The organism is Frankia sp. CpI1-P, assembly GCF_001421075.1.
GTDB lineage: Bacteria > Actinomycetota > Actinomycetes > Frankiales > Frankiaceae > Frankia > Frankia torreyi.
On record NZ_LJJX01000079.1, the window covers coordinates 2,698 to 23,926 of the forward strand.

Annotated in this window: 14 protein-coding genes and 17 pseudogenes; 10 read left to right on the forward strand and 21 right to left on the reverse strand. The window is 72.4% G+C overall.

Translation table 11 applies throughout. The features are described 5' to 3' along the window. The 8 genes and pseudogenes from FF86_RS28875 to FF86_RS60145 form a co-directional block, all read right to left on the reverse strand. Positions 1 to 1,113 (reverse strand): acyl-CoA dehydrogenase family protein (locus FF86_RS28875; RefSeq protein ID WP_055871439.1); only part of this gene is annotated, 1,113 nt, incomplete at its 3' end. A 27-nt stretch (positions 1,114 to 1,140) separates the two neighbouring features. Further along, positions 1,141 to 1,190 (reverse strand): annotated as a pseudogene (locus tag FF86_RS63340) (hypothetical protein); the annotation flags it as partial. 1 nt (position 1,191) lies between these two features. Then, a pseudogene (locus FF86_RS60125) lies at positions 1,192 to 1,814 on the reverse strand (class I adenylate-forming enzyme family protein); the annotation flags it as partial. Position 1,815: 1 nt separating this feature from the next. Next, positions 1,816 to 2,632: pseudogene (locus tag FF86_RS60130) on the reverse strand (AMP-binding protein); the annotation flags it as partial. Between the two features lie 243 nt (positions 2,633 to 2,875). Beyond that, a complete protein-coding gene (locus FF86_RS28885; RefSeq protein WP_052681587.1) occupies positions 2,876 to 4,072 on the reverse strand; it encodes an acyl-CoA dehydrogenase family protein in 1,197 nt (398 codons plus the stop codon). 94 nt (positions 4,073 to 4,166) lie between these two features. Next, positions 4,167 to 4,757: acyl-CoA dehydrogenase family protein (locus FF86_RS60135; RefSeq protein ID WP_255355962.1), on the reverse strand; the 591-nt coding region annotated here is incomplete at its 5' end. A 1-nt stretch (position 4,758) separates the two neighbouring features. Beyond that, positions 4,759 to 4,922, reverse strand: a pseudogene (locus FF86_RS60140) (acyl-CoA dehydrogenase family protein); the annotation flags it as partial. 81 nt (positions 4,923 to 5,003) lie between these two features. Next, positions 5,004 to 5,495, reverse strand: a pseudogene (locus FF86_RS60145) (acyl-CoA dehydrogenase family protein); the annotation flags it as partial. A gap of 127 nt (positions 5,496 to 5,622) precedes the next feature. Here FF86_RS60145 and FF86_RS28895 point away from each other — a divergent pair. Then, on the forward strand, positions 5,623 to 6,469 hold an 847-nt coding region (locus tag FF86_RS28895), incomplete at its 3' end, for an LLM class flavin-dependent oxidoreductase (RefSeq protein WP_242419820.1). 1 nt (position 6,470) lies between these two features. Then, positions 6,471 to 6,624 (forward strand): annotated as a pseudogene (locus FF86_RS63345) (5,10-methylene tetrahydromethanopterin reductase); the annotation flags it as partial. 150 nt (positions 6,625 to 6,774) lie between these two features. Here the strand turns inward: FF86_RS63345 and FF86_RS28900 are convergent. The 6 genes and pseudogenes from FF86_RS28900 to FF86_RS64470 form a co-directional block, all read right to left on the reverse strand. Beyond that, a pseudogene (locus tag FF86_RS28900) lies at positions 6,775 to 7,345 on the reverse strand (FadR/GntR family transcriptional regulator); the annotation flags it as partial. A gap of 1 nt (position 7,346) precedes the next feature. Further along, positions 7,347 to 7,416: pseudogene (locus FF86_RS63350) on the reverse strand (hypothetical protein); the annotation flags it as partial. A 41-nt stretch (positions 7,417 to 7,457) separates the two neighbouring features. Next, positions 7,458 to 7,913, reverse strand: coding sequence for a Zn-ribbon domain-containing OB-fold protein (locus tag FF86_RS28905; protein WP_044888443.1), 456 nt, complete (start codon positions 7,911 to 7,913; stop codon positions 7,458 to 7,460). Beyond that, a complete protein-coding gene (locus tag FF86_RS28910; protein ID WP_044888442.1) occupies positions 7,910 to 9,106 on the reverse strand; it encodes a thiolase C-terminal domain-containing protein in 1,197 nt (398 codons plus the stop codon). Before FF86_RS28910 ends, FF86_RS28905 begins: the two co-directional genes overlap by 4 nt. Further along, positions 9,103 to 9,459: pseudogene (locus FF86_RS60150) on the reverse strand (amidohydrolase); the annotation flags it as partial. The gene FF86_RS28910 and the pseudogene FF86_RS60150, both read right to left, overlap by 4 nt. Positions 9,460 to 9,503: 44 nt before the next feature. Beyond that, a pseudogene (locus tag FF86_RS64470) lies at positions 9,504 to 10,178 on the reverse strand (amidohydrolase family protein); the annotation flags it as partial. A gap of 403 nt (positions 10,179 to 10,581) precedes the next feature. Here FF86_RS64470 and FF86_RS28920 point away from each other — a divergent pair. Further along, entirely contained in the window at positions 10,582 to 12,318 is a 1,737-nt protein-coding gene (locus FF86_RS28920) for a class I adenylate-forming enzyme family protein (RefSeq protein ID WP_242419822.1), read from the forward strand. Positions 12,319 to 12,371: 53 nt separating this feature from the next. Here the strand turns inward: FF86_RS28920 and FF86_RS28925 are convergent, their stop codons facing one another. Continuing rightward, positions 12,372 to 12,983, reverse strand: a complete 612-nt coding sequence (locus FF86_RS28925; protein ID WP_044888440.1) for a TetR/AcrR family transcriptional regulator — start codon at positions 12,981 to 12,983, stop codon at positions 12,372 to 12,374. 211 nt (positions 12,984 to 13,194) lie between these two features. On the opposite strand from FF86_RS28925, the pseudogene FF86_RS63355 reads away from it, so the two are divergent. The 3 genes and pseudogenes from FF86_RS63355 to FF86_RS28935 all read left to right on the forward strand — a co-directional run. Continuing rightward, a pseudogene (locus tag FF86_RS63355) lies at positions 13,195 to 13,261 on the forward strand (hypothetical protein); the annotation flags it as partial. Between the two features lies 1 nt (position 13,262). Continuing rightward, positions 13,263 to 14,367, forward strand: a pseudogene (locus tag FF86_RS28930) (acyl-CoA dehydrogenase family protein); the annotation flags it as partial. A gap of 38 nt (positions 14,368 to 14,405) precedes the next feature. After that, positions 14,406 to 15,461: a phosphotransferase family protein gene (locus FF86_RS28935; protein WP_044888438.1), complete on the forward strand. Its 1,056-nt coding sequence runs from the start codon at positions 14,406 to 14,408 to the stop codon at positions 15,459 to 15,461. A gap of 86 nt (positions 15,462 to 15,547) precedes the next feature. Here the strand turns inward: FF86_RS28935 and FF86_RS28940 are convergent. From FF86_RS28940 to FF86_RS63360, 5 genes and pseudogenes are all read right to left on the reverse strand, one after another. After that, a partial coding sequence (locus FF86_RS28940; protein WP_242419823.1) for an LLM class flavin-dependent oxidoreductase occupies positions 15,548 to 16,457 on the reverse strand: 910 nt, incomplete at its 5' end. Between the two features lies 1 nt (position 16,458). Further along, positions 16,459 to 16,894: pseudogene (locus tag FF86_RS60165) on the reverse strand (LLM class flavin-dependent oxidoreductase); the annotation flags it as partial. Positions 16,895 to 16,966: 72 nt separating this feature from the next. After that, positions 16,967 to 17,441, reverse strand: a pseudogene (locus tag FF86_RS60170) (FMNH2-dependent monooxygenase); the annotation flags it as partial. Between the two features lies 1 nt (position 17,442). Next, positions 17,443 to 18,075 (reverse strand): annotated as a pseudogene (locus tag FF86_RS60175) (LLM class flavin-dependent oxidoreductase); the annotation flags it as partial. 1 nt (position 18,076) lies between these two features. Beyond that, positions 18,077 to 18,223, reverse strand: a pseudogene (locus FF86_RS63360) (FMNH2-dependent monooxygenase); the annotation flags it as partial. 476 nt (positions 18,224 to 18,699) lie between these two features. Here FF86_RS63360 and FF86_RS60180 point away from each other — a divergent pair. The 3 genes and pseudogenes from FF86_RS60180 to FF86_RS28955 form a co-directional block, all read left to right on the forward strand. Further along, the coding region (locus FF86_RS60180; protein ID WP_396230166.1) for a dienelactone hydrolase family protein at positions 18,700 to 19,223 on the forward strand (524 nt) is incomplete at its 3' end. A gap of 1 nt (position 19,224) precedes the next feature. Next, positions 19,225 to 19,479: pseudogene (locus tag FF86_RS60185) on the forward strand (dienelactone hydrolase family protein); the annotation flags it as partial. Positions 19,480 to 19,895: 416 nt separating this feature from the next. Then, positions 19,896 to 20,387, forward strand: a complete 492-nt coding sequence (locus FF86_RS28955) for a carbonic anhydrase (RefSeq protein WP_044888434.1) — start codon at positions 19,896 to 19,898, stop codon at positions 20,385 to 20,387. Here the strand turns inward: FF86_RS28955 and FF86_RS28960 are convergent. Next, positions 20,371 to 20,812, reverse strand: a 442-nt coding sequence (locus tag FF86_RS28960; RefSeq protein ID WP_396230167.1) for a winged helix-turn-helix transcriptional regulator, incomplete at its 5' end; no start/stop codon positions are given. The genes FF86_RS28955 and FF86_RS28960 overlap by 17 nt on opposite strands. A gap of 184 nt (positions 20,813 to 20,996) precedes the next feature. On the opposite strand from FF86_RS28960, the gene FF86_RS28965 reads away from it, so the two are divergent. Continuing rightward, the coding region (locus FF86_RS28965; RefSeq protein WP_242419824.1) for a transposase at positions 20,997 to 21,229 on the forward strand (233 nt) is incomplete at its 3' end.

A 21,229-nucleotide genomic window follows, 5' to 3' on the forward strand; every position in this document is an offset into this window, starting at 1 on the left:
CTTCATGATCTCCGTCGTGCCGCCGTAGATGGTCTGGATGCGCGCGTCCGTGAACGCCTTGCCGACGGGGTATTCCGTCATGTAGCCGTACCCGCCGTGCAGCTGCAGGCAGCGGTCGACGACCTTCTGCTGCAGCTCCGTGGCCCACCATTTCGCCTTGGAGGCGTCGACGGTGGTCAGCTTCTCCTCGAACGACGCCTTCAGGCAGCGGTCGATGTACACCTGGGCAATGTCGATCTCGGTGGCGAGCTCGGCCAGCAGGAAGCGGTTGTGCTGGAAACCGCCGATCGGCTGGCCGAAGGCGGTGCGGGTCTTCGTGTACTCCAGCGTGGAGTCGAACACCGCCCGCGCCCCGGCGACCGCGGAGATCGCGATCGACAGCCGCTCCTCGGGCAGGTTCTCCATCAGGTGGATGAATCCGCCGCCCAGGTTGCCCAGCACGTTGCGGGCGGGCACCCGGACGGCGTCGAAGAAGAGCTCGGCGGTGTCCTGCGCGTGCAGGCCGATCTTGTCGAGGTTGCGGCCGCGGGAGAAGCCGGGCATGTCCCGCTCCACGACGAGCAGGGAGATGCCCCGGCTGCCCGCCGCCGGGTCGGTCCGCGCCACGACGATGACGTAGTCGGAGTGGATCCCGTTCGTGATGAACGTCTTGGCCCCGGAGACGAGCCAGTCGTCACCGTCGCGCACCGCCGAGGTCCGGATGCCCTGCAGGTCGCTGCCGGCACCCGGCTCGGTCATCGCGATCGCCCAGATCGCCTCGCCGGAGGCGAATCCGGGCAGCCAGCGTGCCTTCTGCTCGTCGTCGGGCAGCCGGCTCAGGTAGGAGCCGACGACGTCGTTGTGAAGCAGGAAACCCGGACCGGTGACGAACGCGGCCGCGAGCTCCTCGGCGACGACGGCGTTGAACCGGAAGTCCCGAACCCCGCCGCCGCCGAACTCCTCGGCGACGTTGAACCCGATGACGCCGTGCTTGGCCGCCTTGGCGAACACTGCCCGGTCGACGATCCCGTCGGCCTCCCACCCGGCGTGATACGGGGTGATCTCGCGGGCGACGAACTCCCGGACGACCTCCCGGAACTGCCGGTGCTCATACTCGAAGATCTCGCGTTCCACGGTCGTCTCCTTGCTCGGCGAACAACNCCAGCAGGTCAGGCATGCTGACCTTCTGGGACACCCCGCGGGGCAGCTCCNGCACGGTCAGCGCCCGCGCCGGCACCTCGTAGGGCAGCATCCGGGGCCGGCACCAGTCACGCAGCTCCTGCTCGCCGATCGGCTCCGCGCCGGGCGCCAGCTCCACGACGGCGACGGGCACCTGGCCGAGGCGCTCGTCGGGCAGGCCGAACACCGCCGCCTCGGCCACCGCGGGGTGCTCCTCCAGCACCTCCCGGACGGTGAGCGGCCGGATCTTGAATCCGCCACGGATGATCACATCGTCGGCGCGGCCCTCGATGTAGAGGAAACCGTCGTCGTCGAGGTGGGCAAGGTCGCTGGTCCGGGTCCAGCCGTCCGCGTCCGCCCGGGCACCGGCCTGGTCGGTCCTGATCTCCAGCAGTCCGCTGGCACCCGTCGGCAGCACCTCGCCGTCCTCCGCCACGACGCGCAGCCCCACCCCCGGGAAGGCGCGCCCGACGCTGCCCCGCTTCTTCGCCCACCACTGCCGGTGGTCCGGCAGCGACCAGCCCGCCACCGCGCCGGAGAACTCGGTCGCGCCGTACACGCCGAGCACGTGGATGCCGTAGCGCTCCAGCACCGCATCGACCAGGTCGGGCGACACCGGGGCGGTCCCGCAGGTCAGCGCGCGCAGGCTGGCGAGGNCCTCGACGGGCACGTCCGCACTCATCAGGGTGCGCAGCGCCGCCGGCGGCAGCGCGCCGAGGCGGGGCCGGTGCTCCCGGATGACCTCGAGCCACCGCTCCAGGGTCCAGCGCTCCAGCAGCACGATGCGCCGCGCGTCGCCGAGGGCCTGCAGCGCCCCCCACAACCCGCCGATGTGCACCAGCGGCACGGAGACGATGGCCACGCCGCCCTCGAAGTAGGACCTTTCGCCGCCACCGGGCTTCATGTGGCCCCGGGCGGACCCGACCGACGCCTCGAGCTGACGGTAGGTCAACGGGATGCGCTTGGGCGGGCCGGTGGTGCCCGAGGTGGTGAGTTCGACGGCGACGCCCGGCGCGTCGACCGCGGTGACCGCGGCGTCGGCGCGGCCGGCCCGCACCGACGCGATCCCCTCGGGCGAGGTGTGGAGAAGGCTGATGCCGAGCCGCTCGACCGGCTCCGCGAGCCCCGAGGACGCCCAGGCCCGCACCGGCACGATGATCGCCGGCGGGGTGGCCCGCTCCAGGTCGCCGGCCAGGCGCTCGGCCGGCTGCAGCGGGTTGAAGACCGTCAGGCAGCGCTCGGTGCCGAGGATCGCGAGGATCGCCGCGATGGACTCGGTCCAGTTTCCGAGCAGGACGCCGATGCGCGCGCCGCGACCGAGGCCGAGCCCGTCGAGGCTGCGGGTGATCTCGTCGGCAAGCGCGCGCACGGTCCCCCAGGACACCCAGGCACCGTCGACCTCAAGGGCGGGGGCGGAGTCGGGCGCCGACCACAGCGCCCGCAGGCGGCCCGGCAGGTCGGCTGACTCGGTCATCGGTCGTGACCTCGGGCGACGACGTNCGACCCGAGAGGGGCACGCGGGAGGCCGGGTTGTCCGACGATCTCGATCACAGGGTCCCGCATCATCGCTCCTTGCCGCCGGACGGACCGGTGCGGGCTCCGGACGGATCCGGAGAGCCGCCGAGAGAGCCGGTTCACCCAAGCTACCGCTAGATGAGTTTATTAGGTTTAAGGAATTACTGTCGGCCGGTCGTCCGACCCCGGCGCCGACACCGACTCAGCGCCGAGCGGCCGCGACCAGCCGGGACGCCGCCTGTTCGCGCAGCCGGTCCGGGGCCGCGATCAACGCCTCGCTGGACTTCGCCCGGCGCAGGTAGTGGTGCACGGGGTGCTCCCAGGTGAAGCCGATCCCGCCGTGCACCTGCAGGCTGCCCTGGGCGGCGCCGACCGCGGCATCGAGTGCCTCGGCGGCGGCCAGGGCCACCGCCACGTCGAGCTCACCGGTGTCCGCCGTCCCGCCGGTCTCGTCGAGGGCCTGCGCGGCGGCCGCGACGAGGGCACGGGCAGCCTCGGTGCCGACGAACATGTCGGCGCAGCGATGCGAGATCGCCTGGTAGGTGCCGATCGGGCGACCGAACTGGTGCCGGATGCCCGCATAGTCGACGGCCAGGTCGGTGCACTGCGCCGAGACACCGACGGCCTCGGCCGCGAGCAGCGTCAGCGCCACCCCCCGGGTGGCGGCCAGCACCTCGGCGAACTCGGCCGGCCCGGCGAGCAGGGTCGCGGGCGTGTCCAGCGTGACCCGGGCCAGCGGGCGGGTCGCATCGAGGACGTCGAGCGGCTCGACCTGGACCTCGGCCCCCGCGGCGCCGCCCTCGCCGCCGGCGGCAGCCTCACCGCCGGTCGACGCGGGGACGTCGACGGCGAACAACGCGGGGCCGGTCCCGGTCGTGGCGGCGACGAGCAGTGCCCGCGCGGCGGTGGCGTCCGCGACGACGGGAGCCGTCCCCGTCAGCCGCCAGCCGCCGCCGGCCTCCTCCTCGGCGCGCACGGTCGCCAGCGGCGTCCAACCGTCGACGGTGCGCCCGACCGCGACGGTCGCCGGCGTCCGGCCCGACGCGATCGCCGGCAGCAGCGCGGCTGCGGCGGCCGCCCCCGGCGCGCTCTCCGCCACGACGGCGAGCAGCGCGGCCTGAGCGGTCGCGCTGGACAGCAGCGGCACCGGTGCCAGCCGGCGGCCCAGCTCCTCCTGGGCGACGGCCAGCAGCGCCAGCCCCGCCCCCTCACCGCCGTGCTCCGGCGGGGCCGCGAGCCCCACCACGCCCATGGCCGAAAGCTCCGACCAGAGCTGTCGATCCCAGCCGCCCGGCGCGGCCGCGACCCTCCGGACCTGCTCGATGTCGCAACGCTCGCGCAGCAGCCGCGCCAGTGCGTCGCGCAGCTCGCCCTCCGCCTCGGCCGTGTCCACGTTCACCTCACTCCTCATCGTCCCGCGCCTCGTCGTCGTTCCGCGCCTCGTCGTCGCCCCACGCCCCCGGCGCGGCGCCCTGCGCCGCCGCCATGGCCCCTCACCCGCGCCCGGCTCCCGGCGCCGGCGGCGGGGCGGGCAGCCCCAGCACCCGCTCGGCGATCGTGTTGCGCTGGATCTCGGCGGTGCCGGCGCCGATCGTCGACGACCGGCTCATCAGGTAGCCGTAGGTCCACCGGCCGCCCTCGGGCGCGGTCGGCTCGCGGTTGCCGAGCACCGCGTCCGGGCCGATCACCCGCAGTGCCACCTCGTGCAGGCGCTGGTCGAACTCCGCGCGCATCAGCCGGTTGACCGAGGAGGCGGGCCCGGGATCGCGCCCGGCGAGCACGGTCTCCAGGGCCCGGCGGCTGTTCGAGGCGAGGATCCGCACCCCCGCCTCCATCCGCGCGAGGTCCTGGCGCACCACCGGGTCGTCCCCGGCCGGCGACCCGGCGGCGAGCGCGATCAGCTCGCTGACCACCCGGCGGTAGCGGAACTCGTCCGACAGGAACGCGGTGGCCCGCTCGTGGCCCAGGCTCGTGCGCGCGATCGACCAGCCGTCGTTCTCCCGGCCGACGAGGTTCTCGACCGGCACGCGCACCTCGTCGAGGAACACCTCGGCGAAGTGCGTTCCGCCGCTGATGTCGCGCAGNGGCCGCACCGTCAGCCCCGGCGAGGTCATCGACAGCAACAGGTAGCTGATCCCCTTCGGCCCCGGCTCACCGGTGCGCACCAGCGCGAACATCCAGTCGGCGAGATGCGCCTGGCTGGTCCACACCTTCTGGCCGGTGACGACGTAGTGGTCACCGTCGCGCACGGCCCTCGTCGACAGCGCCGTCAGCTCGCTGCCGGCGCCGGGCTCCGAGAAGCCCTGGCACCAGAACTCGTCCGCGCGCANCAGGGGACGCAGGAAGCGGTCCTTCTGCGTGGGCGTGCCGTGGCGGATCAGGGTGGGGGCCACGATGAACGACAGACCGCACGGGTGCCGGGGAGCCCGGGCCCTCGTCATCTCCCGGTGGTAGGCGAGCTGGTCGGGCAGCGACAGATCCATGCCGCCGACCTCCTTCGGCCACCCCGGCGCCGCGAGCCCCGCGTCGGTCAGGTCGGCATGGAAGGCGCGGGCCCAGGTGAGCCGCGCACTGCCGCCACGGGGCGGCGGGCTCGCGTGCGCGGCCAGGAACTCCCGCAGCGGGCCGAGGAACTCGCCCTGCCGGGGCCGGTCGACGGTCTCGACGGCTGCCACCACGCCTCCTCCTCGTCTGCGGACCGCGTCCGTCGGCGGGCCCTGTTCGTCGGTCGAGCCCTGCTCATCGCCCGGGCTCAGGTCGTCGGGGCCCCGCGGTCGCACGGACCCCGTCCGCGGCGACGGCCACCGCCGCCGCGTCAACATCGCTGCAAGGTTACATGGTTTACTAAGTTCGCGAGGAAGACAAGAACTGGAGCGACGGTTCTCACCGGCCGATCGGCGCCCACGGCGCCGCCGGGGCGCCGGGCTCCCGACGCGGAGGTGGCGACACGTGCAGTGGGGACTTCCCTGGCCGGGCCCGCAGGTCGCGGAACTGGCCGAACAGGCCGGGGCCGCCGCCTTCTGCGCCGGCGAGTTCGCCGACACGAACTCCTACCTGACAACGGGCGAGATGGTCGCCGCCACCCGCCGGGCCCTGATCGGGCCGGGCATCGCCTACGCGTTCGCCCGCTCACCCTTCGTGCATGCCTCGGCGCTGCGGCACCTGTCCACGCGCGCCCCCGGGCGGATCTTCCTCGGCCTCGGGTCCGGCACCTACCGGATGAACACCGAGTGGTTCGCGTCCGCGGCCAGCGAGCCGGTGCGCCGGATGGAGGACCTCGTCGGGGCGATCCGCGCCTACCTGACCGCGGAGAACGGTCGACCCGTGGTGCACGAGGGCGAGTTCTACCCGATCCACGCCGACATCCGCGCCCCCGTCCTCGGCCGGCTCGACGTGCCGATCCTGCTCGGCTCGTTCAACCGGCGGATGGTGACCGCCGCCGGGCGGACCGCCGACGGCATCCTCGGTCACGGCATCTTCACCGACCGGTGGTGGACGGAGACGATCCGCCCGAACCTGCACGCGGGCGCCACCGCGGCCGGGCGGGACCCGGAGTCGCTGCGCCGCTGGGGCTGGCTCATCACCGCCGTCGACGAGCAGGACCCGGAGCGGGGACGGCGCGACGCCCGGCTCCAGATCGCCTTCTACCTCACGGTGAAGACCTACGACACCCTCGTCGAGCTGCACGGCTGGGGCGACGAGGTGGCCGCGATCCGCACCGCGTTCCGCTCCGGGGACATCCCGGGGATGGCCGCGGCGGTCAGCGACGAGATGCTCGACGCGATCGCCCTGTGCGNCGACCCGGCAGAGGCCGCCCAGCGGCTGGCGGCCCGTAAGGCCCTGCCCGACCTCGCGTTCCTGTCCAGCCCGGCCTTCATGGTCAGCGACCGGCGCCGTGCCCGCTACGCCGAGTCGGCGGTGCGTCTCATGAGCGCCGTCGCCACCGCCTGACNGACAGGCCGACCCGGCGCGGGGCACCCCCGACCGCGCCGGGAACCGTCCCGGACCCGGCGGGCACGCCGGACCCGGGTGCGGGGCTCACCAGCCGAGGAGGTCCTCGGGGAGGTCGCGGATGTAGCGGACCCGCGCGTCGCCGTGCTNGCGGGACAGCGCCACCGCGACGTCGGCGTCACCGTCACGGACCGCCTCGGCGACCTGCCGCCACTGCTCGCAGGCCAGCGCGATGCTGTCCGGGTCCAGCAGGAGGGGCCGAGAGGTCGGGTAGCGCGACAACGAGCCGAGCACGTCCTCGAACAACTGCAGGGTGGGACTGCGCGCGAGCTCGGCGAGCAGGATCCCCCACTGCACCCGGGCCCGGGCGTGGTCGCGCTGGTTGCCGCCGGCGGACTGCTCGACGAAGGTCAGCAGCCGGCGGCGCTCGACCCCGTCCGGGTTGAGGGCGGCCAGCCGAGCACACTCCGTGGTGATGAGGGTGTAGGTGGCGCTGATGTCGGCGAGGGAGGCCCGCCGGGTCCGCAGGAACACCGAGGCCACGTGGGCGACGCCGGCCGCGTCGGGCCGCTGCCCGTACAGCCCGCCGTGATGGCCGCGGCGGACGGTCAGGATCCCCTCGGCCTGCAGCAGCCGCACGGCCTGGCGCAGCGACGGCCGGCTGACCCCGAACCGGGCCAGCAGCTCGTCCTCCTGCCCCAGGTAGAGATCACCGTCCTGGNGGCTGAGAATCTCCTCGCGCAGCACATGGGCGACCGCCGACGCGGTGCTCACCGCGGCCACCCGCTCCATGCGCCCCCCTCCCCACGCGTGACGTACGCGACATAATACTTTCAGGTACCTGAGAGAGGCGCGCTCTCGGCGGCGGGGTCGACCCGGAACACCGGCAGTTTCCAGCCGTCGGCGATCTCGACGAAGTCGACGGTGAGCGGCGTCCCGATCCGGACCGTGTCCGGATCGGTGTCGACGACGTTGCTCACCAGCCGAGCCCCCGGCGCGTCGGGCAGGTCCACGACGACCGCGGCCAAGGTCAGCTCCGGCTGGCCCGGCACACCGTTGACGATGCTGAAGCTGAACACCGTCGCCCGCCCGGACAGCGTCACCCAGTCGACGTTCTGCGACTGGCAGTTCGGACAGAACGGCGACGGCGGCAGCCGGAAGGTCCCGCAGTCGGCGCACCTGGGCGCGACCAGCCGGTTCTCCTTCGCCGCCTGCCAGAACGGCTCGGTCGCCGAGTCGGTGGTGATCTGGATGCCGGCGGGCGGCAGGGTCGTCGTCAGAGTGCTCATGCCATCTGTCCCAGGATCAGGCCGCTGACCGGCAGGGTGGCCGGTCCACCGGTGACGAGCGCGAGCTTCGCGTCCGGCACCTGGTTGACGGCGGTGCCGCGAATCTGCTCGACGCCCTCCACGATGTGCGTCATGCCGATGATGTAGGCCTCCGAGAGCTGGCCGCCGTGGGTGTTGACCGGGATCGAGCCGCCCTTGTACCGGATCGCGCCGGACTCGACGAACGGGCCGCCCTCCCCCTTCTTGCAGAAGCCGTAGTCCTCGAGCTGCATGAGGACCATCGGGGTGAAGTGGTCGTAGATCAGCGCCACGTCGATGTCGTCGGGGGTGATCCCGGCCTTGTCATACAGCCGCCGGGCGATCGGGGCGTGCCCGGAGGAGGCGAAGTACTCGTCGGGCATCCCGTACCAGGCGAACGCCCGGCCCCACTCGCGCACCCCGCCGTGCGCCGCGGCGACCACGCCGACCGGCGTGCGCCGCAGGTCGCGCGCCCGCTCCGCGCTGGTCGTGAGGACCGCGACGGCGCCCTCGGTCTCCAGGCAGAAGTCGAACAGGCAGAGCGGATCGGCGATCATCCGGGCGTTGAAGTAGTCGTCCAGCGTCAGCGGGGTGCGCATGATCGCCTTGGGTCGGGTGAGCGCGTTCGCCCGGCTGGACAGGGCGATCTCGGCGAACGCCTCCCGGCGGGTGCCGTAGTCGTGCATGTGCCGCCGGGCCAGCACCGACATCAGATGCCCCGGGCCGACCAGGCCCGACGGCTGCAGGAACGAGTTCTCCGGGCTCGGCGCCACCGCACCGAAGACCGTGCCGAGGCGCTGCTTGACCTGCTGGAGCGCCATCACGGTGACGACGACGGTGGCGTCCCCGGCGAGGATCGCCGCGCGGGCCAGGCCGATCGACCCCGCCGACCCGCCGCCACCCGAGGTGAGCGCGGCGGAGAAGGTCACCTCGGGGATGCCGAGGGTCTCCATGAACGTCGCGGTGTCCATCGACTGGCCGTAGCCGGCGCCCGCCCCCGAGTAGTAGGCGAAGCCGTCGATGTCCCTGACCGACAGGCCGGCGTCCTCGCACGCGGCGAGGATCGCCTTGCCGGCGAGCTCGGTGATGGTCTGCGGCGCGGAGCCCCCGCGCCGGTAGTACGGCGTGGCGCCGACCCCGACGATCGCCGTGTCGAACGGACCCGACGCGCTCACGCGGCCGCTGCCACGGCCGGCTCACCGACGCCCGGGAAGAGTTCGAGGAACGTGTCGATGGTGATCCGCTTGCGGACGTCGTCCGACACGCCGTCGAACAGCCCGTGCAGCGTCTCCTGGGTATGGCCGAACGTGCCCTCCATGTGCGGGTAGTCGCTGCCCCACATGACGTTGCGGTAGCCCATGCCGGTCAGCGCGGCGACCGCGGAGGCGTCGTGCTGGAAGGAGGCGTACACCTGCGAGTAGAGGATCTCCTTGGGGCTGCGCTTCAGCTTGGGCCGCACCGCCATGTGGTGCTGGCGGTAGCCCTCGGTCATCCGGTCGGCGAGGAAGGGCACCCAGGTCGCGCCGCCNTCGGCGACGAGGATCTTCAGGTCCGGATGCCGGTCGAGCGCGNCCGAGGCGACGAGCTTCATCGCGGCCCGCTGGCCGGAGAACGTCGTCTCGGTGTAGTTCAGCACCGCGCCGCCGGGTCCGCGGTAGACGACGCCGACCTGCTCGCTGCCGATGTCGATCGGGTCGGTACCGACATGGAAGGCGAGCACCATGTTCGCCGCCTCCGCCGCCGCCCAGAACGGCTCCCAGGAGTCACGGTTCCAGTCGTCGGCCAGCGGGTGCGGGGTCGTCGGCAGGAACACCGCGCGGTAGCCGAGCTCGGCGGTGCGCTCCAGCTCGGCCACCGCGTCGTCGACCTGAAGCGTGGAGACCTGCGCGGTCGGGACCAGGCGCGACGAGACCTTCATGATCGCGTCGATCGCCCAGTCGTTGCTGACCCGCAGCGCCTCGCGCAGCACCTCGGGGGTGCGGAACGACGAGCTCCACAGGCCCAGCGACGGGAACACCAGCTCGCCCCAGACGCCCTCGGTGTCGAGGTCGGCCAGCCGCAGAGTCGCGTCCCGCGCGCCGGGCGCCCGGTTGCTCTCGTCGAGGAACTCCTGGGCCTGCACGTTCGGGAGCTTGCGGCGGAAGGACTGGCCGTCGACGTACACGGTCTCGTACTTGCCGTCCGGGTCCTTCACCGCCCTCGGGACGAGTTCGGCCAAGCGGGGCGGCAGGTTCGACTGCCACAGGTNGTCGGGCTCCAGGAAGTGCGAATCGCCGGAGTTCGCCCAGATCTTTGCCATGTCGTCCTGCCTCCGCATGGGTTGCGCCGTGCAGACGGTTGCCTGCCGCTCGGATCACGTGCTGTCGCCGGAACTCGGTGGCATGGAACTCGACGACATCGATGGCGACCAAGTTGACATGGTTACTTTAGATACCTGAAAGAACTGCAGGCAAGTGGCGGCCGCGCGGAGCCCCGACTCCACGGCATCTTCCACCAGCGCACGTGCGCCGGGACGGCACGCGGCGACGGCGACCACTCGCCGCGCCACGACGTGGGAGTGGCTCCCGCGACGGCCACTCGTTCCTAGTGAACTAGGTATATTTTCCTGGATGTGGCGGCCGCCACGCTCTCGTCGACCCGAGGAGCGCCGGTGAACCTGGAGAACGCGGGACCTGCCCACCCGGCCGAGCCGGTCACGACCATCGAGGCACTCCCGACCACCAACCCGCCGCGGTCGCTCGCACCGGTCCGGCCGCTGCCCACGATCGCGCCGCTCCCGCTCGCCGAGCTGCTGCACCTGGGCGCGACGGACCATCCGGACACCCGGCTGGTCTTCCGCAGTCCGGTCGGCACTCTCACCACGGATCTGGGCTCGCTGTACGAGCGGGCCGTGCGGGTCGCCGGCGGCCTCGCCGCGCGCGGGATCGGCCCGGCAGACGTCGTCGCGCTGCAGTTGACCAGCCGGGTGGAGAGCGCGATCGCGCACGCCGCCGTGCTGTTACGCGGGGCGGTGCTGCTGCCGATCGTGCCCATCTACGGGATCCGCGAGGTCGCCTTCATCCTGCGGCAGTCGGGGGCGAGCGCGATCATCCTGCCGGGACAGCGGGCGGCGGAGATCGCCGAGCTGCGCGGGGCACCCGACGGGCTGCCGGCCCTACGCCACATCGTCACCGTCGCCGACAGCACCGCCGCACCGGCCGGCACCGGCACCGCACCGGCCGGCACCGCACCGGCCGGCACCGTGCCATGGCAGGAGCTCGCACTGGCCCCGCCGCTGGCGCCGTGCACCCGGCCGCTCGACGAGGTCGCCGTACTCGTCTACACGTCGGGGACGACCGCCGCGCCCAAGGGCGTCACCCACACCCACCGCTCGGTCGCCGCGGAGGTCGCCTCGCTGCGCAGCCTGCGCGCCGGCCAGCCCGACTTCGGCTACCTCGACCTGTTCCCGCCCGGCCACATCGCCGGGCTGAGCGTGCTGCTGCGGACCCTCGTCGACGGACTGCCGACCGTCTTCCTCGAACGGTTCGACGCGGCGGAGGCGATCGAACTCGTCCACGCCCACGGCGTGACCGCGTCCGCGGGGGTGCCGTTTCACCTGACCGCTCTGCTGGATGCGGCCCAGCGCGACGGCCGCGGCCTCGGCCCGCTGCGCGACTTCCTCGTCGGCGGGGCCAGCGTGTCTCCCGCGCTCGTCGAGCGGGCCGAGCGTGCCGGCGTCAGCGCCTACCGCGCCTACGGTTCCAGCGAGCATCCGACGATCAGCTCGGGCAGCGCGGCCGACCCGCTCGACCGGCGGGCCGCCACGGACGGGCGGGTGCTGCCGGGCAGCGAGGTACGCATCCTCGACCCCGCCGGCCACGACCTCGGCCCCGGCGAGGAGGGCGAGATCGTCACTCGCGGCCCGGAGCAGTTCGCCGGCTACCGCGATCCGGCGCTCAACGCGACCGCGTTCACCGCCGACGGCTGGCTGCGCACCGGGGACATCGGCCGGGTTGATACCAAGGGCTACCTAACGATCACCGATCGCATCAAGGACATCATCGTCCGCAACGGGGAGAACGTCTCCTCGAAGGAGGTCGAGGACCTGCTCATGACCCATCCGGCCGTCGCGGAGGCCGCCGCCGTGGCCGAACCGGACGACCGCACCGGTGAGCGGGTCTGCGTCTTCGTCCTGCCGCGCCCGGGGTCGGCCCTCGACCTCGACGAGGTGCGGGCGCACTTCGCCGCCGCCGGCGCCGCGAAGCAGAAGACCCCGGAACGACTTGTGATCGTCACCGACCTGCCGCGGACCGCGGCGGGCAAGGTCCGCAAGCACGAGCTGCGCGCGGACCTGCACGCGGGCGGAGCCCACCACCGCGCCGGACCGGGCGAACCGGCGGGCGGCTGATGCGTGACAGGCCGAGCAGGCGCATGGGCATGGGCATGCCCATGCCGTGGCGGTCAGCCGGCCACGCCGACCAGGGTGAGGGCGAACCGGCCGTAGGTGTAGACGATCTCGTCCTCGCTCAGGTCGCCGTCCTCGCGGTACCAGGCGGCCACCCCCATCCCGAGGTCGAGCAGGGCGTAGGAGGCGAGCTTGACCGAGGCAACGTGGAACCGGGAGGCGGCGACCCCCTCTTCGATGAGCCCCCGGATGAGCCGCTCGTAGCTGCTGCGCCGGGCGACGACGGCCGCCCGGTTGACCTCGTCGAGACTGCGGATCTCCCGGTTGCCGACGAACGCCTCCAGCCGGTGGCGGGTGTGGAAGCGCACGTGGGCCTCCACGGCGCGGCGCAGCCGGTCCGCGACGTCGTCGACGCCGGCGACGGCGAGGGCGTGGACGTCGTGCAGGACGTCCATCGCGTCGAGCATGATCGCGGCGAGCAGGTCCTGCTTGGAGCTCACGTGCTTGTACAGGCTCGGACCTCGGATGCCGACCGCCGCGCCGATCTCGGTCGTGGTGGTGGCCTCGTAGCCGCGTTCGGCGAACAGCTTCAGCGCCGCGTCGCGGATCGCCCGCCCGCGTGGGGTGAGCTGTGGCCGCGTAACCACGGCCCGGTCCGATCCACTCATGCATCCCCGCCCACGTGAACCGCCGTGACTAAGAACCGGTAGCCACGGGCATGCGGACTGCTCCCCGCACAACACCCATGCTAGCAGGCTTGATTTTCCCTCAATGCTGGCGGATCGTCGCCACCCCTGCTATCAAGGCTACTGAGCATTAGCCTTTTCAGCCGACCCATCCAGCCGGGGGCCGGCGCTCGCACCGAGGCGGGAGATCGTCATGGCCATTGATTTTTCGCAGCCGCCAGAGGTCGTCGACCTCGTCGAACGCACGGCTGCCTTCGTCCNCGACGTCGTGATCCCGGAGGAGGAGCGGTACGCCGGCGTGGTCTCGGCCGGCGGGGAGGCGCTGCGCGCGCGACTGCAGGCGGCGGCCCGCGACGCCGGGCTGTTCGCCCCGCATGTCTCCCGGGAGTACGGCGGCCTCGGGCTCGGCATGACGGCGCGGGCACCCGTGTTCGAGGCCGCCGGTTACTCCCTGTTCGGGCCGCTGGCGCTGAACTGCTCCGCGCCCGACGAGGGCAACATGCACATGCTCGAAATCATCGCGACCGATGAGCAGAAGGAGCGGTACCTGCGCCCCCTCGCGAGCGGCGAGGTCCGGTCGTTCTTCGCGATGACGGAGCCGGCGCCCGGGGCCGGCTCGGATCCGGCGGCGCTGTCGACGACCGCCGTCCGGGTCGACGACGGCTGGCGCATCGACGGCCACAAGTGGTTCTCCACCGGCGCGGACGGCGCGGGCTACGCGATCTGCTTCGCCCGGACCTCCGGCAAGGTCGGCACCGTCGGCGGCGCGACCATGTTCCTCGTCGACGCCGACAATCCCGGCCTGAAGGTCGTCCGGCACGTCGACACCCTCGACCAGGCCATGATCGGCGGTCACTGCGAAGTGATCTTCGACAACTGCGTGGTGCCGGACTCGGCGATCCTCGGCGAGCTCGACCAGGGCTTCGCGTACGCGCAGGTACGCCTCGGCCCGGCCCGGATGACGCACTGCATGCGCTGGCTCGGCATCGCCCGCCGAGCCCAGGACATCGCCATCGACCGGATCGCCGAACGCCGCCTGTTCGGCTCGAAGCTCGTCGAGCTCGGCATGGCGCAGCAGATGATCGCCGACTCGGAGATCGACATCGCCGCCTCTCGCAGCCTCATCCTGCAGGCCTGCTGGGAGCTCGATCAGGGCCAGCGCGCGGCGCAGTCCACCGCGATGACCAAGACGTTCGTCGCCGAGGCGATCTGGCGGGTCGTCGACCGGGCCATCCAGCTCTGCGGCGCCGCCGGCGTCTCCGGCGAGCTGCTGCTGGGCCGCTATCTCAACGAGGTCCGCGCCTTTCGCATCTACGACGGAGCGTCGGAGACCCATCGCTGGGCGCTCGCCCGGCGCGCGGTCAAGNAGCGGCTCAAGGCGACCGGCGCCCTGGAGTCGGCCTCATGACCGCGCTCGATCCCCCGCACGGCGCCGAGGAGGGGCTGGTCTCCCCGCCGGGCCTGGACCTGGCGGCGCTGGCCGCCTACCTCGACGCCACCGTCCCCGGCCGGTCCGGGCCGCTGCGTGCCACGCTGCTCAGCGGCGGCCGGTCGAACCTGACCTACCACGTGTGGGACGACGCCGCCCACTGGGCGCTGCGCCGGCCCCCGCTGGGCAACCTGACGCCCTCGGCGCACGACATGCGACGCGAGTACCGGGTGGTGGCCGCACTGCGCCAGACCCCGATCCCGGTGGCCGAGGCGGTCGTCTACTGCGACGACCCCGCCGTGCTCGGGGTGCCGTTCGCGATGGTCTCCCTGGTCGACGGGGTGGTCCTGCGCAGCCGGGCCGACCTGGCCCCCTACTCCGACGCCGACGTGCGCCGCTGCGCCGAGAACCTGCTGCGCACCCTCGCCCGGCTACACGCCGTGGACTACCTCGCCGTCGGGCTCGAGCGGTTCGGTCGGCCCGAAGGCTACCTGCGCCGTCAGGTCGACCGCTGGTGGGGGCAGTGGGAGCGGGTGCGGACCCGGCCGCTGCCGGACCTCGACGCGCTGCACGGCCGGCTGGCCACCGCGGTCCCGGCGGAGAGTGCCGCGTCGATCGTGCACGGCGACGCCCGCATCGACAACTTCGTGTTGGACCCGGACGACATCGGCGCCGTGCGGGCCCTGCTGGACTGGGAGATGGCGACCCTCGGTGACCCGCTGGCCGACCTGGGTCTCACCGTCGTCTACCGCGACCCGGACTTCGATCCCGTGCTCGGCGGCTCGGCTGCCGCAGCGAGCGACCGGATGCCCGGCGGGGACGAGATGATCGAGATCTACGCGCGCGAGTCCGGCCGCGACATCGTGAACATGGACTTCTACCTGGCGCTCGGCTACTTCAAGCTGGTGGTGATCGCCGAGGGCATCCACGCCCGGCATCTCGCCGGCAACACCGTCGGAGAGGGTTTCGACCTCGTCGGCCAGGCCGTGCCGGCGCTCGCCGCGGGCGGGCTGCGCGTACTCACCGGTTGAACCGGCCCCGGCCGGGGCTCAGCAGACACCACCTCCGGCCGGGGCCGGCACCCTCACCCCGGCCGGCGCCCTCACCCGGAGCCGGTTCAGCCGGGCAGCTCCAGGCCGAGATGCTCGCGCAGGGTCGTGCCGGTGTACTCGGCGCGGAAGACGCCTCGTTCCTGCAGCAGCGGCACGACCTGGTCGGCGAACTCGTCCAGCCCGCCGGGGACGATGTGCGGGACGAGGATGAAGCCGTCGCTGGCGTCCTGTTGGACGAACCGGTTGATGGTCTCGGCGACCGTAGCCGCCGAGCCGATGAAGGACTGCCGCCCGGTGACCTCGATGACCACCTCGCGCAGCGAGAGCTTCTTCGCCTCACCCAGCTCGCGCCAGCGGCGCGCCGTGGCCAGCCGGTCGTCGAACATCCGCACGCTGGCCCGCCCCTTGGAGATCGTGTTCTCCCCCGGCAGCGGGTCGACCTCGGGGACCGGCCCGTCCGGGTCGTAGGCCGACAGGTCGCGGTTCCACAGCTGCTCGGCGAACAGGATCGCCGTCGCCCCGCTGACCTGCTGGTGGCGGATCACCTCTGCCCGCTCGCGCGCCTCGGCGTCGGTGTCGCCGAGGACGAACGTCGCCGCCGGCAGGACCACCAACTGGTCGGGCCGGCGGCCGAACTTGGCGAGCCGGCCCTTGATGTCGGCGTAGAACGCCTGACCGTCCTCGAACGTGCTGTGCCGGCTGAAGATCGCGTCCGCCGAGGAGGCGGCGAACTCCCGGCCGGCCTCGGAGTCGCCGGCCTGGAAGATCACCGGTCGGCCCTGCGGGCTGCGCGGGACGTTGAACTGGCCGCTGATGTCGAAGAAGTCGTCGTGGTGCGCGAACGTCCCCGGCCGCGGCTCGCGCAGGAACTGCCCGGTGTCCTTGTCCGCGACGATCTCGTCGCCGTGCCAGGAGTCGAACAGCTCCCAGGCCGTGTGCAGGAAGCGCCGGGCCCGCTCGTAGCGATCCTGCTCCNCGAGGTAGCCGCCGCGGCGGAAGTTCTCCCCGGTGAAGGCGTCCCAGGACGTGACGACGTTCCAGGCGGCCCGCCCCGCGGAGAGGTGGTCGAGGCTGGCGAACTGCCGGGCGACCTCGTAAGGCTCGTTGAAGGTGGAGTTGATGGTGCCGGCGAGCCCCAGGCGTTCGGTGACCGCCGCGATCGCGGCCAGCACGGTGAACGTGTCGGGCCGGCCGACGACGTCCAGGTCATGGATGCGGCCGTTCTGCTCGCGCAGACGCAGGCCCTCGGCGAGGAAGAAGAAGTCGAACTTGGCACGCTCTGCCGCGCGGGCAAGGTGGGCGAACGAGCTGAACTCGATCTGGCTGCCCGCCGCGGGGTCGCTCCACACCGTCGTGTTGTTCACCCCGGGGAAGTGCGCCGCCAGGTGGATCTGCTTGGTCGGCCTGCTCATGGAGGTCCTCCGCTGGTGTGTGCAGGGCTGCCGGCTGCCGGCTCTGCCGGCGGCGGGCTGGACGGCGGCCGACTAGACGGCGGCTGCTGCTGCGGCGGCTGCGGCGTAGCGGTTGGCGGGTCGGGGCAGGCCAAGCAGGCCCCGCAGTGTGGTGGCCTCGTAGGCGGTGCGGAACGCCCCGCGGGACTGGAGTTCGCCGACGAGCCCCCGGGTGATGCCCTCCAGGTCGTGCGGGATGGCCGCCGGACGCAGCCGGAAGCCCGACAGCCCGGCCGGTTGCCAGTCGAGCAGGAGATCGGCGAGTTCCCCGGGGGTACCGGCGACGATGAGCGCGTCGCTGACCTGGGGTTCGCCGGCCCACTCGTCGAGCCGGGCGCGGTTGTCGGCGGCCTGTGCCGCCGAGTCGGCGAGGTGGACGACCAGATCGGCGAACACGTGCACGGTCTCGCCGCCCCGACCAGCCGCGTCCTGCTCGGCCCGGATCTCCTCGACGATCCGGCGGGCGTCGTCGGCGTCGCGAGGCGTCACATAGACGACGTCGCCCTGGNGCGCCCCGAGTCGGTAGGGCACCGTGCCGTGACCGAGGACGGTCACCGGCGGCTGGCCCTGCGGCGGGCGGGGCACGATCGAGGGCCCGCGCACGCTGAACCAGCGTCCCGCGAAGTCGATGTAGTGCAGCTTGTCCCGGTCGACGAACCGACCGGTGGCGACATCGCGGATCTCGGCGTCGTCCTCCCAGCTGTCCCAGAGCCGGCGCACGACCTCGACATAGTCAGCCGCCTCGTCGAACAACTCGGTGATCAGCGCGACGACCTCGGGCCGCTCCAGGTCCGCCGCCGCGATCCCGGGGATCGTCCGCCGGCCGAACAGGTCGGCCTCGGCTCCGCCGGTGCCGGCCCGCACCCGGACCCCGGCCCGCCCGGAGCTGACGTAGTCCAGCGTCGCGATGGCCTTGGAGATGTGGAAGGGCTCGGTGTGCCCGGCGACGATCGACGGGACGAGACCGATCCGCGAGGTCAGCGGGGCGACACGAGCGGCGATGAGCACGGCGTCGAGTCGGCCGCGAACCCGATCGGTCCGGGCGTCCGGACCGTCGAACCGGTCCGACTGCAGGCCGAGGGAGTCCTCGATCGTGACGAAGTCGAGCAGGCCACGCTCGGCCTCCTGGACCAGGTCGGTCCNGTACCGGGCGTCGAACAGCTCCGCGGTCCGCGCGCGCGGCTCCCGCCAGGCTGCCGGATGCCAGCCGGCCCCGTCCAGCGCGAGGGCGAGGTGCAGCGGTGGGCGGGGGGTCATCGGGCGCAATCCTGCACGAGACGCAACGGGCACTCCTCGGACGATGGGAACCGGCGGACGATGGGAACCGGCAGGCGAACGGCGGGCGCAGGGCTTTCGAGCTGCAGGCGCAGAACTTTCGCGGCGGTCGTGGGGCCTGAGCCGCAGGCGCTGGGCCTGGGTTGGAGGCGAAGGATTCCGGACACCCCGCACGGACGGCTTCCGGCTCCCGGCTCACGCGGAAACGCCGGTTACCTCCGCATCAACGACAGCGGCTGGATTCGGCGCGTCCGAAATCGATGCAGCGGCGGCACGTCAACAGCAGCGAGGTGCGCACCCTTTTCACTCTGAGTAGGTCGGCTTTCCTCGGTCAAGAGCACATAATGTGACGTGCAGCACAGCACGTTCAACCATGGCGTTCGCCGGGCGATCCGCCGCCGCGACGGCCGAGCCGGGACGACCAACCCCGCGCACGCCGCGAAGCGCGGTACCGTGTCGCCCGCGCGACCGGCGGACGAGGGGTGGACATCGTGACGACGGTCAACTTGTCAGGATTTGCTGACGTTCTGGACATCTCCCCGGGCCTCAGCGCGTACCTGGCCCGACCGGCCGCCGTCGGCCCGGCCCTGGCCCCCGGTGACGCGCCGCCCGCCAAGGGTGTCCTGCGTCCCGGCGTGATCGTGCTGCACGAGGCGTGGGGTCTGGACGAGACCGTGCGCGCGATCGCCGACCGCCTCGCCGGCCTCGGATACTTCGCCCTCGCCCCGGACCTGTTCAGCGCGGGCGGCGCCCGCCGCTGCCTGGTGGCCACGGTGCGGGCGATGTCCTCCGGCAGCGGACGGGCGTTCGACGACATCGAGGCGGCACGGCGGTGGCTGACCGCCCTGCCGGCATGCAACGGAAGGGTGGGCGTGATCGGCTTCTGCCTCGGTGGCGGCCTCGCCCTGCTCAGCGCGGGCCGGGGCTTCGAGGTCGCGGCGATCAACTACGGTCCACTTCCCCGCAAGCTCGACGCCTCGTTGCGGGCGGCGTGCCCGGTGGTGGCGAGCTACGGNGGCCGGGACCGGACCCTACGCGGGGCCGCCGGCCGACTTTCCGCGGCACTGGACCGGGCCGGCGTCCCGCACGACGTCAAGGAGTACCCGACGGCCGGGCACGCGTTCCTCAGCGCCCGGCCGGACGGCACCCCGAGCGGCCCGCGGCTCCTGCACCCGGTGCTGCGCACCGCCGGAATCGGGCCCGAGCCGGTCGCCGCGGCCGATGCCTGGGTCCGGATCGAACGATTCCTGACGGAGCATCTCGGCGCCTGACGCCGCGATGGGACCGCGAGTCGNCTCGCTGCCGACCGCTCGGACGCCATGACCGGCGAGTGTGTTCAGCCCCACGATGGGGATGTGACATGGGTCACTTATCCTCATGGTTGGCGGAACGGTCTCCCTCATGTTTCGGTTCGTACATGCCGACTCCGCCTCCGCTGGTGCACAGACGGCACGTCGACCTGCTGCTCGTCTCCACCGCCCTCTGTTCCAGCGGCCGCTCGGCTTCCTTCGCCTGACGGGCCCCACCCCGGCACCCGCGCACGGCCCGTCGAGCATCGCTCGGCGTCGTCCCTGGCCGAAGCATCGCGGGTCTGCCGCGCCGCGGATCATGCAATGCCGCCCACCTTCATCGCGGCACCACCGCCAGCCATGCGGCAGGCCGCCCGAACTCCGTCTGGAGCATCGAGATGACCGCCACCGACGACCTACTCGGCAACGCCGCCCAGTACGCCCGCGACTTCACCGCCGGAGACCTGCCGCTGCCCCCGAAGCTGAGGGTCGCGGTCGTGGCGTGCATGGACGCCCGGCTGAACGTCTACGGCGTGCTGGGCCTGACGGAGGGTGACGCACACGTGATCCGCAACGCGGGCGGGGCGGTGACCGACGACGAGATCAGGTCGCTCGCCATCAGCCAACGGCTGCTGGGAACCCGAGAGATCATCCTCATCCACCACACCGACTGCGGCATGCTCACGTTCACCGACGAGGCGTTCAAGGCGCAGATCGCCGCGGAGACGGGCATTCGCCCACCGTGGGCCGTCGAGACCTTCACGAGCCTGGAGGACGACGTCCGGCAGTCGATCGCCCGCATCACGGCCAGCCCCTTCATTCCGCACAAGGACTCGGTCCGCGGGTTCGTCTACTCGGTCGAGAAGGGCACCCTCACCGAGGTGCGCTGAGCGCACCGGTATCCACCGGATCCATGACGGCCGTCGCACCCGTGACGGCCGTCGGCTGCCGCGCGGAGGTACGCAGGTCGTACGCCTGCTCCGCCGCGCGGATCGCGTCCACGTTGTTCTCGGCCCAGGCCTTGAGGGGCGTGATCAGGGGATAGAGGTCACGGCCGAGTGCCGTCAGCTCGTAGTCGACGCGCACGGGAACCGACGCGGTGACCGTCCGGTCGATCAACCCGCTGCGCTCCAACGTCCGCAGGGTCTGGGTGAGCATCTTCGGGCTGACCCCGGCGATCTCCGTCTTCAGCTCGCCGTACCGGCGCGGTCCCGCCGAGATCGCGGCCAGCACCAGGCCGACCCACTTGTCGCTGAGCGTCTCGAACACCTTGCGAGACGGGCAGGCCGCCATGAAGGCGTCGTAGGCCTCCTTCNCCTCGGCCCGCCGCTGCGCCGCCGTCCGGGTTGCCATAGAGATTCCTCCAGGAAACTAGTAGGACTTGATTAGGTCTGTCTGTGGTTGTACTGACTGTCGTCTTCATGTGTGTGGCGGTGGTTGGTATGAGACAGGACGAGATGGCCCGGGTGNGGCCGGTGATCGAACNGNTCGCGGGNGAGATGTTCGCGGACCTGCCGCGGCGGGACCAGCGGGGCACCGGTGAGCTGTATGTCCGGGGGCTGTTGACCGACGGCAAGCGCAAGAGCATGGTCCCGATGGCCGCTCGCCTCGGGGTGGACCATCAGCAGCTGCAGCAGTTCGTGACCAGCTCGACCTGGGACTACACCCAGGTCCGCCGGCGCCTCGCCGGCTGGGCGGCCGCCTTCCTCGACCCGGTCGCGCTGGTGGTGGA